The organism is Roseinatronobacter monicus (genome assembly GCF_006716865.1).
Classification (GTDB): Bacteria; Pseudomonadota; Alphaproteobacteria; order Rhodobacterales; family Rhodobacteraceae; genus Roseinatronobacter; species Roseinatronobacter monicus.
Genome location: NZ_VFPT01000003.1, coordinates 111,009 through 125,029 on the forward strand (window position 1 = coordinate 111,009; position 14,021 = coordinate 125,029).

The 14,021-nt window shown below is 59.5% G+C and carries 17 protein-coding genes; 11 read left to right on the top strand and 6 right to left on the bottom strand.

What is annotated here, in order from left to right; translation table 11 throughout:
* The first annotated feature begins 9 nt into the window (after positions 1-9).
* Genes BD293_RS19700 through BD293_RS19725 form a run of 6 tightly spaced genes read left to right on the top strand, consistent with a single transcriptional unit; the run spans position 10 to position 5,119 of the window.
* Positions 10-747: a TrbG/VirB9 family P-type conjugative transfer protein gene (locus BD293_RS19700; RefSeq protein ID WP_142085253.1), complete on the top strand. Its 738-nt coding sequence runs from the start codon at positions 10-12 to the stop codon at positions 745-747.
* Complete coding sequence (locus tag BD293_RS19705) at positions 744-2,108, top strand: TraB/TrbI/VirB10 family type IV secretion system protein (RefSeq protein ID WP_142085254.1); 1,365 nt, start codon at positions 744-746, stop codon at positions 2,106-2,108. The genes BD293_RS19700 and BD293_RS19705 overlap by 4 nt, the downstream gene beginning before the upstream one ends.
* Entirely contained in the window at positions 2,108-3,133 is a 1,026-nt protein-coding gene (locus tag BD293_RS19710; RefSeq protein ID WP_425467955.1) for an ATPase, T2SS/T4P/T4SS family, read from the top strand. The genes BD293_RS19705 and BD293_RS19710 overlap by 1 nt, the downstream gene beginning before the upstream one ends.
* The gene (locus tag BD293_RS19715) at positions 3,130-3,606 is read left to right on the top strand and encodes a hypothetical protein (protein WP_142085256.1); all 477 of its coding nucleotides are present in this window, start codon (positions 3,130-3,132) and stop codon (positions 3,604-3,606) included. Before BD293_RS19710 ends, BD293_RS19715 begins: the two co-directional genes overlap by 4 nt.
* A 2-nt stretch (positions 3,607-3,608) precedes the next feature.
* Complete coding sequence (locus BD293_RS19720) at positions 3,609-4,616, top strand: TrbL/VirB6 family protein (RefSeq protein ID WP_142085258.1); 1,008 nt, start codon at positions 3,609-3,611, stop codon at positions 4,614-4,616.
* Positions 4,617-4,618: 2 nt separating this feature from the next.
* Positions 4,619-5,119 (top strand): DUF2726 domain-containing protein, encoded by a 501-nt coding sequence (locus BD293_RS19725; protein WP_170207244.1) that lies wholly within the window; start codon positions 4,619-4,621, stop codon positions 5,117-5,119.
* Positions 5,120-5,199: 80 nt separating this feature from the next.
* Here BD293_RS19725 and BD293_RS19730 read toward each other — a convergent pair whose 3' ends face one another.
* Together BD293_RS19730 and BD293_RS19735 are read right to left on the bottom strand one after the other, a co-directional pair.
* Complete coding sequence (locus tag BD293_RS19730) at positions 5,200-5,598, bottom strand: type II toxin-antitoxin system VapC family toxin (RefSeq protein WP_142085262.1); 399 nt, start codon at positions 5,596-5,598, stop codon at positions 5,200-5,202.
* The gene (locus BD293_RS19735; protein ID WP_142085264.1) at positions 5,595-5,846 is read right to left on the bottom strand and encodes an AbrB/MazE/SpoVT family DNA-binding domain-containing protein; all 252 of its coding nucleotides are present in this window, start codon (positions 5,844-5,846) and stop codon (positions 5,595-5,597) included. Before BD293_RS19735 ends, BD293_RS19730 begins: the two co-directional genes overlap by 4 nt.
* 175 nt (positions 5,847-6,021) lie before the next feature.
* Between BD293_RS19735 and BD293_RS19740 the strand changes: the two genes are divergently transcribed.
* Together BD293_RS19740 and BD293_RS19745 are read left to right on the top strand one after the other, a co-directional pair.
* The gene (locus BD293_RS19740) at positions 6,022-6,315 is read left to right on the top strand and encodes a type II toxin-antitoxin system RelB/DinJ family antitoxin (protein ID WP_142085266.1); all 294 of its coding nucleotides are present in this window, start codon (positions 6,022-6,024) and stop codon (positions 6,313-6,315) included.
* Positions 6,308-6,583 (top strand): type II toxin-antitoxin system RelE/ParE family toxin, encoded by a 276-nt coding sequence (locus BD293_RS19745; RefSeq protein ID WP_142085268.1) that lies wholly within the window; start codon positions 6,308-6,310, stop codon positions 6,581-6,583. Before BD293_RS19740 ends, BD293_RS19745 begins: the two co-directional genes overlap by 8 nt.
* A 6-nt stretch (positions 6,584-6,589) precedes the next feature.
* Here the strand turns inward: BD293_RS19745 and BD293_RS19750 are convergent, their stop codons facing one another.
* Genes BD293_RS19750 through BD293_RS19760 form a run of 3 tightly spaced genes read right to left on the bottom strand, consistent with a single transcriptional unit; the run spans position 6,590 to position 9,368 of the window.
* On the bottom strand, positions 6,590-7,621 hold the full coding sequence (locus BD293_RS19750; RefSeq protein WP_211841093.1) for a restriction endonuclease: 1,032 nt from the start codon (positions 7,619-7,621) through the stop codon (positions 6,590-6,592).
* On the bottom strand, positions 7,618-8,718 hold the full coding sequence (locus BD293_RS19755) for a DUF5677 domain-containing protein (RefSeq protein ID WP_142085270.1): 1,101 nt from the start codon (positions 8,716-8,718) through the stop codon (positions 7,618-7,620). Before BD293_RS19755 ends, BD293_RS19750 begins: the two co-directional genes overlap by 4 nt.
* 32 nt (positions 8,719-8,750) lie before the next feature.
* The gene (locus tag BD293_RS19760) at positions 8,751-9,368 is read right to left on the bottom strand and encodes a class I SAM-dependent DNA methyltransferase (protein ID WP_142085272.1); all 618 of its coding nucleotides are present in this window, start codon (positions 9,366-9,368) and stop codon (positions 8,751-8,753) included.
* Positions 9,369-9,938: 570 nt separating this feature from the next.
* On the opposite strand from BD293_RS19760, the gene BD293_RS19765 reads away from it, so the two are divergent.
* Positions 9,939-11,036, top strand: a complete 1,098-nt coding sequence (locus tag BD293_RS19765; RefSeq protein ID WP_142085274.1) for an ISAs1 family transposase — start codon at positions 9,939-9,941, stop codon at positions 11,034-11,036.
* Here the strand turns inward: BD293_RS19765 and BD293_RS23465 are convergent.
* Entirely contained in the window at positions 11,014-11,508 is a 495-nt protein-coding gene (locus BD293_RS23465) for a DNA methyltransferase (protein WP_342781421.1), read from the bottom strand. The genes BD293_RS19765 and BD293_RS23465 overlap by 23 nt on opposite strands.
* A 208-nt stretch (positions 11,509-11,716) precedes the next feature.
* On the opposite strand from BD293_RS23465, the gene istA reads away from it, so the two are divergent.
* Positions 11,717-13,246, top strand: a complete 1,530-nt coding sequence (gene istA / locus BD293_RS19775; protein ID WP_142079314.1) for an IS21 family transposase — start codon at positions 11,717-11,719, stop codon at positions 13,244-13,246.
* 10 nt (positions 13,247-13,256) lie between these two features.
* Positions 13,257-14,015, top strand: a complete 759-nt coding sequence (gene istB / locus BD293_RS19780; RefSeq protein WP_142079313.1) for an IS21-like element helper ATPase IstB — start codon at positions 13,257-13,259, stop codon at positions 14,013-14,015.
* Positions 14,016-14,021 lie beyond the last annotated feature (6 nt).

Sequence of the window (14,021 nt, forward strand, 5' to 3'; positions counted from 1 at the left end):
GATTTTGATATGAGATTTGCACCCCGGACACTGAGCGCCCCGACGCGCGCGCCAATAAAACTCGCGGCCGGCACAGCCATTGGCCTTCTGCTCCTCATGGGCCCGCTGGCCGCCGAGATCACCCCGCGCGCGGGCCCGCATGATGCCCGCGTGCGCGATGCCATCTATGTCGATGGGCAGGTCTATAACCTCGTCCTGATGCTCGAGCGCGTCACCACAGTGGAGCTGCCGCGCGGCGAAGAGATCGTCTCGGTCGTGGCCGGTGACACGCAAAGCTTCGATTTCGACGCGGTCCCCGGGGGGAGGGCCTTTGTCATCAAGCCCAAACGCTCAGGCGCACGCACCAATATCACTGTCTTCACCAACCGGCGGACCTATTATTTCGTGGCCTCGGCCTCCCGGAACACGGCCTTTTATTCGGTGCGTTTCACAGTGCCTGCGGATCAGACCCGCGAACGCGGCGCGCGCGTGCCCGAGCACCGCGTGATCAACACCCGCTATGGCGGCAATGCCATGACCGCGATCACGCCCGAAGAGGTCTGGGATGACGGGACCTTCACCTATTTCCGCTTTGCGACCGCACGCGAGCTGCCCACGATCTTCGTGATCTCCGACGGGATGGAGCGGATCGCCAATGGCCAGGTCCAGCGCGATGGCACGGTCCGCGTGAGCGGCACCAGCCCTTATTGGGTCTTGCGGCTGGGCCAGATCGAGACCGCCATCGCCAATCTGGGAGCGCGGCAATGAGCGACCCTTCTGACCTTTCCACCCGCCTGAAGGCACTCGAGGATGATTTTGTAGCCCCCAAAGCGGCAAGGACCAATTCGCCCTTGCTGATATTCGGCATTCTGGGCGCAGCGGCCATTGTCGGCGCGGGCGTCTATTTTGCCCTGAGTGGTCCCGAGACCACCCCGCGCATGGCCACGCAAAGCGCGCGGGATTTCCAGATCGGTGGCTCGGCTTTTGGCGATATGGATATGGTGCGGCGTGACCCGCCGCCTGTTGCGCCACCGCCCACTGCAACGGCACCAGAACCCGCGCCAGAACGTCCAAGCGAAATGACAGCCCTTCTGGAGCAACTCTCTGCAATGCAGGCGGAATTGGCAGCCCTGCGGGACACACCCGCGCCAGCAGATGACGGGCGCGCCAGTGAGCTGTCCGATCTGCAGCGCCAGATCCGCGACATGCAGGCCGCTGCAGATCAGGCCGGGCGTGAGGCGCAAGAAGCCGCGCGCCGGCTTGATCGGGAGCTTTCCGAGCGCAACCGCGAAATCACCCGGCTGGAAAGCGAGTTGCAGATGGCGCGGCTCTCGCAACCGCCCGCCCAGATCGCAGGCGATACCCGCGATCTGGAGCGCGAAGAGTTGGAGCGTCGCCGCGCGGCCGCCGAGGAGGCCCGCCTTGCGCGCCTCAACTCGCCGATGCTGGCCATTGGCGGGCGCGAGGGCGGTAGTGGCGGGGCGGAGAGCGCGCAGGACGCAAGCCGTCTTGATGACAACGAAGAGTTTGTGCGCAATGTCGGTCGACCCGCACCTGTCGAGCGCGCCAACGTGATCGTGAATCCCGCCAACACTGTCACGCAAGGCAGCGTGATCCAGGCCTCGCTGGAGACTGCGATCGATTCCAGCCTGCCCGGACCCATTCGCGCGGTCGTCACGCAGGATGTGCATTCCTATGATGGCACGCGCATTCTGATCCCGCGCGGCAGCCGTCTTACGGGTCGCTATTCCGCCAATGTCAGCATCGGGCAATACCGCGCCATGATCGCCTGGGAGCGCATCATCCTGCCGGACAATCAAACTGTGACGATCTCGGCCTATGGCGGCGATGCGATTGGTCGCTCTGGTGTGTCGGGCCGCGTCAACCGGCGCTTTGGCGAGCGCTTTGGCGCCGCTGCGCTGATCTCGCTGCTGTCTTCCGGCCCGGCGCTCGCCGCGCGCGAGATCGAGAGTGACATGGCGCGCGATGGGGCCACGCGCGTCTCGGGCGATCTGCGCGATGCGACCGGCTCTGTGGTCAGCGAGTATCTCAGCCTGCCGCCCATCATCACCATCAACCAGGGCGCACGCGTCACAGTGATGGTCGACCGCGATCTGGAGATTTTCTGATGGATGGGCTGATGGACGCCCATGCGGGCTACGGGCATAACAGCTATTTCGCGCAGGAAATGGAGCGGCTGGGGCCCATCGTGAAGGACCGAGGGCTAGTCGAGCTCTGCGTCAACCCCGATGGCCGTGTCTGGGTCGAGTTGCAAGGCGACAGCGCCATGCGCCTGAGCGCGCAAACCCTGTCGCAGACCGAGATGGGGGATCTGGCGAGCAACATCGCCTCGACTGGCAACAGCACGCTGGGGCGCAGCCGACCTGTGATCTCGGGCTCGGTTCTCTATGAGGGCCGCGCCGTGCGCTATCAGGTCGTGGCCCCGCCTGTCGTCGATCACGGCCATTCCATCTCGATGCGGTTTTTCTCGACCATTCCGCTTGAGGCGATTGCGCTGAAGTTTCTGCATGGCAAGGAAATCTCGCTGGGCGACCGGCGCGCAGCGCTTGGGCGGGAGCTGAAAGGGTTGGTTGCGAGTGGCGATCTCGATGCGGCCGCGCGCTTTTGCATTGCCCATAAGCTGAACCTCATCGTCGCGGGCGGCACCTCGACTGGCAAAACCGTGCTCGCGCGCAAGCTGATCTCCTTCGTGCCGGAACATGAGCGCATTATCACCATCGAAGAAGCGGCCGAGCTGATCCCCACCCAGCCCAACACGGTCACGCTCCTGTCGGACCGGGACAATCCCCTGCGCTCGACTGATGCGCTGCTCACATCCGCGCTGCGCATGCGCCCCGACCGGCTGATCGTGGGCGAGGTGCGCGGGGCCGAGGCCATGACGTTTCTGGAAGCCATCAACACAGGCCATGGCGGCTCGATCACCACGCTACATGCCGAGACCCCGCAGCTTGCAATCTCGCGCCTCGCCATCGCAGCGCTCAAATCCAACCTGCCGCTGACCTATGACAATATGTGCGCCTATATCGCCAATTCGATCGATGTGATCGTGCAGGCCGGGCGGTCCAGCGGCGCGCGCGGCATCACCCAGTTCTATTTCCCCGCCCTTCCCGATGAACAGGACCCCCGGATATGAAACATGCCATCCTTGGCCTTGCGCTCTTTCTCGCCATGCCTGTGCTCGCGCAGACCGTGCCAGATCTGAATGATCTTGACCCGAACACCCTGCCGCCTGCGCCCGCGCAGGGCAACGGCCTCGATCTGACCGTCCCAGAGCTCTACACCGCGTCAGAGCCCGACCGCGAGATCAATGGCTGCATCGTCCCCGGACGCCCCGATTGGCTGATCGAGATGAACCCCGCGACGACGAATGAGCGGGCGATGGTACATGCGATCTACAATCTGCGGTGGTCCAAAGCGGTCGTCGAGAATGAGGATTGCGCCTGCGCCCTGCGTCATCCCGATTGGGCAGAGGTCATTGCAGAGTTCAATGAGAGCTACGCCGGGATGGACAAGCAGCAAATGTTTGATGCGCAGATGTCATATCGTTCCATGCATCATCAGCGCGTTGCGCGTGCTCGTGCCATTTGCCGTGAACAAAGCCGCTGAACATGGGCATTGTCTCCTGGATTGTCGGATCGGTCGAAGGCTATCTCGCCACTGCAGGCGAGACCGCCTTCGGGGCCTTGCTCGGCTCTGTCGGCACGATCGGCATGGCGATGGCAACCCTGGCCGTGGTCTTCGTCGCGCTCAATGCGATGCTGCAGGTCAAATCCATCGATCTGCGCACGGCCGTCATGCTGGGGGTCAAACTCGCCCTAGTGGGCATATTCGCGCGCAACTGGGCCGAGTTTAACTCTGTGACCAATGCCATTGTTGGCGGTTCGGAACACTTGGCCGGCGTGATCGTCGGCGCGGCGGGTGGTGTTGGCGATGGGTCTGCTGGTCATTTCGCGCAGCAGTTTGATGCAATCATTTCTGACTTGATCGACACGGCAAACAATATTGGCAGCGCGATGAACTGGGTCGGCGGGGCGTTTTTTACGACAATCGCCTTCATCATCCTTGCCGCCATGGGCGCTGCCGCCGGCCTGATGATCGTCTTCGCCAAGCTGATGATCACCTTCTATGTCAGCATCGCACCAATCATGATCACCATGTCGCTCCTGAACGCCACGAAAGACTATTTCCAGAACTGGCTCACCGGGATCATCAGCTATGCCTTCTACCCCATCGTGATCGCTGCCGTCTTCTCGGTCATCATCTCGATGAGCGACCAGATGGCCACCAATGTGAATTCCGGCGATCTCGCGACCCTCGGTCAGGCCATCCCCTTCTTTGCCATGATCATCATGGCATTTTTCGCGATATTCCTGATCCCCGTGATCATGCGCCAGATCACCGGCAATATTCAGCTGACCTCCGCGATGAGCGGGCCCATGGCCGCCCTTGGCACCCTCTCGGCCGCCCGCATGGCTGGACTTATGGGTAGAGGTTCGCCATTTCAGCCCCCACCCCCCGGCGCGGGTGCGGCAACGCGGGGGCCGGCGGGCGGTACAGGGACCGCGTCGGCCGCGGCAAGCCGTATGGCGCGCTCGGCGCGTCTGGCAGGGAGATGAGTATGGAATTCACACCCGGCACATTTGCGATGATCGCGTTCGCGGTTGCCCTTGTCGTGATCCTCGCGGCGTTCATCTCGCGCAAGGGCGTCTTCGCGCCCCCGTTTGAACGCCGCCCCCTCATGAACCAGACGGAATTGCGGCTCTTCAAGATGCTGAGCGCGGAACTGCCTGCCGGCTGGAGCGTGATGTGCCAGGTCGCCTACGGGGCGTTCCTGCGCAATAAGAGCTATAAGCGCTACATGAGCATCAACTCAAAACGCGCGGATTTCGTGCTGCTGGACGCTGATCTGAATGTGGCCCTGGTGATCGAGTATCAGGGCAAAGGCCATTTCGGGAACAGCCGCGACAGCCGCGCACGCGCTGAGAAAAGCGATACCGTCAAGCGGCAGGCATTGCGCGAGGCAGGGATTGAACTCGTCGAACTGCCCGCAAAGTTTGATCACGACATGGTGGCGGGAATAGTGCGGGGGCTGGTTTCGCAAGACAGTTCTGGATCGTAATGCGAGGGCCAGCAACTGCTTGGAACCCGCAGACTGGCAATTGGCACAAACGGTTGGCCGGCCCGAATTGGCACCAAGCTTTACACTGTCAGAAGCCTGACATTGGGCAAGCGCGCGGCCTTGCGATCAAAGGTGACGAGCTCGCTGGCACTAGCGCGCCGGGCCGCGGCTGCGATCATCAGATCGGCAAAGCCAAAGCCATCATTGCGGTAGCGATCCACTGCCGTGGCGACATCATCGGAATCCTCGATCAGCACTTCAACTGACGACAGCACCCCATCGAGGGCCGCCGCAATGTCACCTCGCCCGTAGCCATAGGCGCGCTCCAGCACCCAAACCAGTTCCACGAGGACCTCGCGACCGATAAAGCCCAGGTGCTGATCCGTCAGGCCATCGATGAGTTCGGTGGCCAGCCGCGCCTGTTCAGGGTCATCCTGCACAAGGAACCGCACCAGCACATTCGTATCGAGTGCGATCATGCGCCGGGCTTCGCACGCTCGGACGCCGCAGAGCCAATCGCCTCATCCATCTGGTCAAGCGACACCGGCCGCTGGTCTGCCCGGGCAAGCACGCCCCGCAACTCTTTGACCGACCGGGCTTTCAGGATACGCACCTCGCCGTCGAGAATAACATAGCGCACCCGGTCCCCGCTCGAGAGGCCGAGGGCCGCGCGGACATCGCGCGGCAATGTGGTCTGGCCTTTGACGGTGACAGTCGATTCCTGCATTTGGGCACCATTCCTTACTTACGCTGTTTTCTCCTTACCATATAAGAATTTGAATTGCGAGTGGTCGTAACAGAAGATCGCACCGTGTTTGAAAAAACTGCCCTTGAAACCTGTGCAGCGCTGTGCAATGTATCTCAAATGAGATGCGCAGCCAAGGATGCTCAGGAGAACCCTCATGCCCGCCAAAACGTCGATGGTCCATATCCGGGTTGACGACAAGCTCAAGCAGGACGCAACAGAGGCACTGGCCGGCGTCGGGCTGACCTTGTCCGATGCTGTTCGCATTCTGCTGACACGGGTGAGTGCAGAAGGTGGTCTGCCCGCTGGCCTTGCCAGCGATCCAGATGCCTATGACGCATGGTTCCGCGCCAAGGTGCAAGACGCGCTTGCCGACGCGCGCCAAACAACACCACATCGACAAGCGATGGCAGAAACACGCGCACGATTAAAGCGACAACCCAGTGCTTGATATCGACTGGAAGGCACCCGCGCTGGCCGACCTATCAACCATCCTCGACTATGTTGCCGATGCCAATCCCACAGCAGCAATTGCGTTGCTGGACGAAATCGAAGCCAAGGTCGAACAACTTGCGGAACATCCGAAGCTCTGCAGGCCGGGCAGAGTAGCGGGCACTCGGGAACTGATTGTTCGGCCCAACTACCTTGTTGTCTACGCGGAAACCGCCAGCACGATCACAGTTCTGCGCGTACTTCATGCTGCGCAGATGTGGCCTTAATTGGAGTTACCCCGTCGAGAGGTCAGGGACATATATCTGCTTCAAAGGAATCAGCGAGCGGTAGCGCGGAGACAGCTTGTTGTAATTTTCCAGCAGCATTTCAACGAACTGCTCCCCGTCAATCAAGCGCAGCTTCGCTCGGTTCCGTTCCAACTCAATCGCGCCGCGCGCATATGAGCCGAGATTGACATAGAGGCCATATTCGCCCTCGCCGAGCGTTCCGAGAAGCTGATCAACCTCGGGCCGGGGCGTCTGCTCCGTCTTGCGTTTGCATTGCACCTTGACGATGGGTGGCTGAAATCCGAGCGCGTCCATATGCGCGATAACATCGACGCCGCCGTCGCCAGACTTGGCCGTGACGCGGGTAGTGTAGCCCATGCATTCGAGGACATGGGCGACGAAGTGCTCGAATTCGTGCCCGGTCATCCCGGTCATAATGCGCCTGATCACAAAATCTGATGTGGTGCCTTCGGCCTGCTGCGCAACTGCCTGCGTTGCCGTGTCATCGTCGGCGGTTTCATCGGTAGCCTCTGCTGTCGTGGCTGGATCAGGCGCGTCGCCCGGCGCGGCCAGCTTGGCCAGAAACTCGACGGCATGGGAGCGCACCCGAAAGATAGTGACTGCCGAGCCGATCTCATTAAGCGCGCTCTGGCTAAACTCGGTGCGCGGAAAATGGCCAAGCCATTCGACTGCGCGCCGGTTTGGGTATTCGTCAGGATCATCGGCCAGATAGCTCGCCTCGCCAGTGAAGCGCCCGATATTGATCATCCTGTCATGCTTCGAGGGGTAGACCACCACATCACCCGCGCGCATCTCGTGCACAAAGCGATAGAGCGTCCCGGCGTTCACCGGCACAGCCCCCTCTTTCAGATCAGGCAAGTGCAAGCGCAGGGCGGTCTTGAACGCTTCCCTGTCGGCGGGGATCGTGCGCAGATCACCGAGTGCCCGCCAGCCGATGGCGACATAGTTTCCTTCAATCGGGCGGTCACCCACATGGCCGCCCATATGCAAGCCCCAGACAGCAGCATTTTCCATCATTGTTCTGGGTTTCCTTTTTCAGACGTCATTGTTCCCGCGCCACTTTGTGCGCGATGCTTTTCAAGGCTTTCTTTTTCCGCACGAACGGCGGCTTCACCAATATCCGATGCAAGCGTTTGGATGATTTTAACGTAGATCAAGCGGTCTAAATTTGGGTCGCCATGCAGGAGAAACGCTGCGGTCATTTGGGACAATGATACGGCGGTCATGTGCAATGGGTCGATAAAACCGGAGTTACTCGGCCCAATCTGAAACACTACCTCTTCGGCCTCGACCATCCCGAGAAGCGCTCCGGGATGGCGAAAGCAAGAATGCACATGCTGTGACGCCCACTTGTAGCGAGGCCGCCAATGATCCAAGCCAATGTTTCGCTCAATGTCGATGAATTTAATCCGATCATGTGCAAACACACTTGATGCCCAGTCCCACTCGCCGTTCAAGCGGCGACCGATATGGACCTCGGCTTTATCTCGCATCGCCTCGATCTCCGCGAACGCCTCGTCAGTGAATGGCTGCATGTTCGCGCGTTCGGCAACCGAGTTGAGAGCGACGGCGGCCTTGTGATTTTCAAACCATATAGATGACCGGTAATCCCGTGCGACCTCATGGCCGTGTTTTGCAATGAACATCGCGGTAACGACCGTCTCATGAAGAGAGCGCCAACGCGCCAAAGCCCCGTCAGCAAAGCCGCCTTCCAGAAGGCACATTATTTCGCTTGTGATCAGCAGCGCCTTCGGGTGCAGATGCGCCAAAGTGTCAAACACCAAAGGATCGGAACCGTTCGGCCCCTCGTGTGCATGTGCCTCGCCTATTTCCTGCGCCGTGATCCAGAGCATCCGCAGCAAATCCATCGGTTCGCGCCACCGATCATAGCAGCGTGCTCTGAAGCTGTCATCGTCTGCACGCATTGCCGCGAGGTGATCCGGTGCGCTCGCCTTGAAATCTGCGAGCAGTTCCTCCTGACCCAAAGAAAAGCATCTTTCAATGAGTGCCGCTACCTCATCTTCTGAAAAGCAATGCTCATTCGCAGCCTTCTCGATTTCCGTGAGGAGCGTTTTGTCGAGCATTTGTAATAGTGGTGTTTTCTTCGTCGCCAATCATTGCTCCCTTTTGGTTTCAGAATTTTGCGTCAGTTGCCTATCCCCGCCCGCTCCTGATTGAGCCGGAATAGGCGCGCGAGGATTTCGTCGTCGCTCAGGCCGCCTGCGCGCCAGTCGTCGCCCCAGCCATAGGCCTCGGCGACGGCCTCATCGAGGGCGCGGTGCGCGTGGTCGAGCCATGTGGGTCGGGCGTTGTAGAGGTTGGTCAGGGTGCGCTTCTTGAGTTCCTTCTCTGCGGCCTCGTCCTTGGGGAGGATGCGGTCAGGATAGCCGGGGACGACCTCGGAGACGCGCTCGACCAGATCAGCGGGGTTGAGCCAGTTCTCGCGCAGCTCGTTCAGGCGGGCGGCGGCGGCGGCGATTTTCTGGGCGTGCGGATCGTCGGCATAATCGGCGGCGGGAATGTTCGGTGTCAGCCCCTCGGGGAAGGGGAAGGTCTCGAAGCAGTCCCCTGGCGTATAAACTGGATCGTTGCCAACGCCATGATATTGGCAAGTTGAAAGGGTCCAGAGTTCGTGGAAAGTAGAAGATAACATACCAAATATAACATCGGAATCCGAATCAATTAAGATTAGGCGCGTATCAGGCAAAGTTGCGGTCTCGATGAAACGAAAGACGCGGTGTTTGGTTACTAGGCCAGTAGCCAAGATACGCCTCCGGCTTGAAAGCAATTCTCGCGCTTGCTCACCTGATCTACGGAAAACCCACCAGTTCCTAATTTGCCTTGGATCACGGTTCCCCGACCTAGATAAGGCAAGCCTTTCCTCAACGTGTGCAAAAGGCGTTTCATATAGCGCTGCATCCTCGATAGAAAGCCCATGGAAATCAATTATCCAAGTATCCTTGCCACGGCCGACTATGTCTGAAACTGTAGAATATCGTTTCACTACATCGCTGTTCGGCTTTCCGTGCGGATTCATGGACGACCCAAGCATCACTTCTGCTTCGCACCGTGAAATGTCGAAAGGACCGCCCTTTTCTAATCCACGAACTGCGCGCTTCTTATTATTATCAAGAGCAGATTTCTGACTTAAATCGATTGAGAGCGACTTAAGATCATCTGAGATTTGAGTGACGGTTCTACCATCAAGATACAGAGCGTTGTCCCAGTGGGTGCAGGAGAATCGCTTTTGGACATGACTGCGTCATTGAGTGGGTTGCGCTTGTTGACGTGATGGATTCTGGATGGTGGCGTCATCATTTTGGAGCCTCCGGTCATGCAGATTTTCCTCGACGCCTTTGGCAATATTCCCGACCCGCGGGCCAGCAATGCCCGTCATGACCTTGGCGAGTTGCTTGTGATTGCGTTTGTTTCAGTGCTCTGCGGCTCCAGTTCCTGCGCGGAGATGGCAGAGTTCGGGCGTGCAAAAGAGAACGTTTTCAGAGACTTCCTGAAGCTCAAGCACGCCATACCCTCGCATGACACGTTTTCAGATGTGTTCGCGATGATCGACCCCAAGGCGCTGGATGCGGCCTTCGGCAAGGTGTTGGCCGAGGTCGCGGCACTGTTGCAAGACGGTGATGTGATCGCCATCGACGGCAAGGCATTGCGCGGCGCCCGGGGCAAAAGCGAGAGTGCGAAAACGCGGATGATGGTCTCAGCCTACGCCTCACGCCTGCGCCTGACGCTGGCCACGGTGCCCGCTGATCGGGGCGCGGAGTTGGAGGCCGCCATCGAAGCCCTCGGACTGATCGCGCTGAAGGGCAAGGTGGTGACGGGCGATGCGCTCCATTGCAACCGCCGCACCGTGGCCGCAATCAACGCCCAAGGTGGCGATTGGTGCCTGGCGCTCAAGGGTAATCAGGAGTCACTCTTGTCGGATGCGCGGGGCTGCTTTTCTGAGCCGCCCGAAGGTCACCCAGAAGCTATCACGGATGAGATGAACCATGGTCGCCGGGAGATCCGAAAGGCTGTCGTAGTATCAGCCAAGTCATTGGCAGAACATCATGAATTCCCTGGCCTCAAGGGCTTCGGTCGCATCGAGGCTACCCGCGAAGTAGACGGCAAGGTGACCTCAGAGACGCGCTTCTTCGCCCTGTCCTGGCTGCCCACGCCCGAGGTTTTGCTAGCCACGGTCCGCGCCCACTGGGCCATCGAGAACGCCCTACATTGGCAACTCGACGTGTCGTTTCGCGAGGATGACGCGCGTAACCGCAAGGACAATGGGCCAGCCAACATCGCCGTGCTCCGACGCCGCGCCCTTGACGTTGTCCGCCGCGATACATCCAAAACGTCGCTGTCCCTCAAACTCAAACGAGCAGGCTGGGATGAAGCCTTCCTGCGCAAACTTCTCACAAATATCTCAACGGCTTAGGCCAAAAGCGATTGCCCTGCCAGTGGGTGGAGCAAACGACTATAGAAACCCTGATATCTGCTCCATCGACTACCCATGGCTCATCGCTCCACGCCACTCGAATGGGCGCTCTGGAATAAAGCTGTTTAGCTAGCGCAACATTTGCAGGGCTGCGAATCATATTTGTTGCAACAAAACCAACTCTCTGCGTTCCACGGACAACAGCGCGAGCCGCTTGATAGAACCAATACGTCACTAGGTTAACTGCGGGTGCGTCGTCCGGAAGGATTGCTCGAAGCGCTTGAGTGTATTCTTCGCCGAGTCGGTCCAACATCCACTTGGCCCCGAGGAAGGGCGGGTTACCAACAATTGCGTCCGCAACTGGCCACTCGGCCAGCGTGCCGTCCGGGTTCAGCAGGGCGTCGCGGTTCTGGATACTGCCCAACTTGCGCAGGATCGGGTTCTTCGCTGCCTCGAATCCGTTGCGGCGCATCCACTGAATTTCACCAATCCAGACCGACACGCGGGCCAGTTCGTGCGTATTCCGGGGTCATCCGGCCAGTGATTCCGAAAGTATCCGGCCACCCATTCCGATTTTATCCGGCCACTGATTCCGGAGCATCCGGCCACCCTGTGATGTGATGCTGCGAGGCAATCTGTAACTGGCTACCGTCTGGCTTTTTAGTCTGGAAGGAAGCCCGATGAAGAGATTGCCAATGCGGAAGATACGAGATGTTTTGCGGCTATCAGCCGAGGGTCTTTCGACCCGTAAAATTGGTGTCAGCCTGACGATTGGGCGGACAACGGTTAAGGCCTATCTGGATCGCGCTGCCGAGGTTGATCTGAGCTGGCCGCTACCACCAGAGATGTCTGACACCGACCTTGAGCGCCTGATTTACCCACGCACGGCGCGTGATATTGCGAACCGCGCGACCGAGCCTAACTGGCCCTGCATTCACCGCGAGTTGCGCCGCAAGGGCGTGACGTTGATGCTGTTGTGGGAAGAATATCGCGCTGATCATCCTGATGGGTATGGATACTCCCGGTTTTGCGAACTTTACACACGCTGGGAAGGCAAGCTGTCGCCGGTGATGCGACAGCGCCATCCTGCAGGTGAGCGCCTGTTCGTCGATTATGCCGGCCATACGATCGATGTGATTGACCCCGAGACCGGGGAGGTGCGCACGGCACAGGTGTTTGTCGCTGTTCTGGGGGCATCGAACTATACATTTGTCGAGGCGACCTGGACGCAATCCCTACCGGATTGGATCGCAAGCCATGTCCGCGCTTTGGATTTCTTCGGTGGTGTGACCGCCCAGATCGTCTCGGACAATTTGAAGGCAGGGGTCACCAAGGCGTGCTTTTACGACCCCGTAATCAACCGGACTTACGCAGATATGGCCGCGCATTACGACACGGCCGTTGTCCCGGCGAGGCCATATAAGCCCAAAGATAAGGCGAAGGCAGAGGGTGGGGTATTGCTGGCTGAACGCTGGATACTGGCACGGCTGCGCAACCGCCAGTTCTTCAGCCTTGCTGAGTTGAACGCGGCCATCAAGCCGTTGCTTGACAGGCTCAACGACAAGGTCTCTCGCCATCTGGGTGCCAGCCGCAGACAGCTTTTTGAACAGCTGGACAAACCCGCCCTGAAGTCGCTGCCGGTAGCATCGTATGTTTATGCTGAATGGAAGAAGTGCCGCGCCGGGTTCGATTACCACGTCGCGATCGACAAGCATTATTACTCCGTGCCCTATCAGCTGCTGAAGAAAGAGCTGTGGGCGCGGATCACAGGCCGCACCATCGAAGTCTTCCATCTCGGGCAGCGTGTCGCCTCTCATGTCAGGACGTCCAGCAACGGGAAGCACTCTACGCTGCGCGATCACATGCCAGCGCACCACCAATTCCGCGATGACTGGACGCCAGAGCGTATCAAAGCACGTGCGGCTCGCGTTGGGCCAAACGTGGCCATCTTCGTTGAGGTCGTGATGCGCGAGCGCAAGCACCCGGAACAGGGCTATCGCACCTGCCTTGGGGTGATCCGGCTGGCCGACAAGTTTGGCCGCGACCGACTTGATGCGGCCTGTCGCCGTGCGCTCGAAATCAACGCCAGATCCTATTCGTCACTCCTGTCCATTCTCAAGAATGGGCTTGAGAGCAGGCCCCGCACCCGCGCCACGGACGAGCCTGCCATCACCCACCCCAATATCCGTGGCGCCGATTACTTCCATTGAAAGGAACACAATGCTCGACCATCCAACCCTTCATCACCTTAAAGCCCTCAGGCTGGACGGCATGGCCGAAGCCTTTGCCGAACTGCAGATGCAAGATGCAACTGCCGATCTCGGCCATGCTGAATGGCTTGGCTTGCTCGTTGACCGTGAGGTCGCAAGCCGAGAAACAAAGAGGTTTGAGGCTCGCATGCGGACTGCCAGGCTGCGCCATGTTGGCGCCAGCCCAGAAGATGTTGATTACCGCGCACGCCGTGGCCTCGACAAAGCGCTGTTCCAAAGCCTGCTCACAGGCAGATGGATCACCGACAAGCGTAATCTGATCATCACGGGCCCCTGTGGCGTCGGCAAGACCTGGCTTGGCTGCGCACTGGCCCAGGCAGCCTGTCGTGACGGCGTGACTGTGGTCTACAAACGGATGCCGCGCCTCTTCGAGGAATTGGAGCTGTCCCATGGTGACGGACGCTTCCCCCGCTTGTTCCGCAGCATCACGAAGGCGCAATTGCTGATCTTGGACGACTGGGGACCGGACAGGCTGACATCACCGCAACGCCGCGATCTCATGGAGATCGTCGAAGAGCGTTACGGGCGCGGCTCAACGATGATCACAAGCCAATTACCCATCAAAGCCTGGCATGACGTCATCGGCGAACCCACATTCGCCGATGCCATCCTCGATCGCATCGTTCACAACGCCTACCGTCTCGAACTCGAGGGCCAATCCATGCGCAAGACCATCACCAAAATGGGTGACGAAACCCCTCAGGACTGATAACCA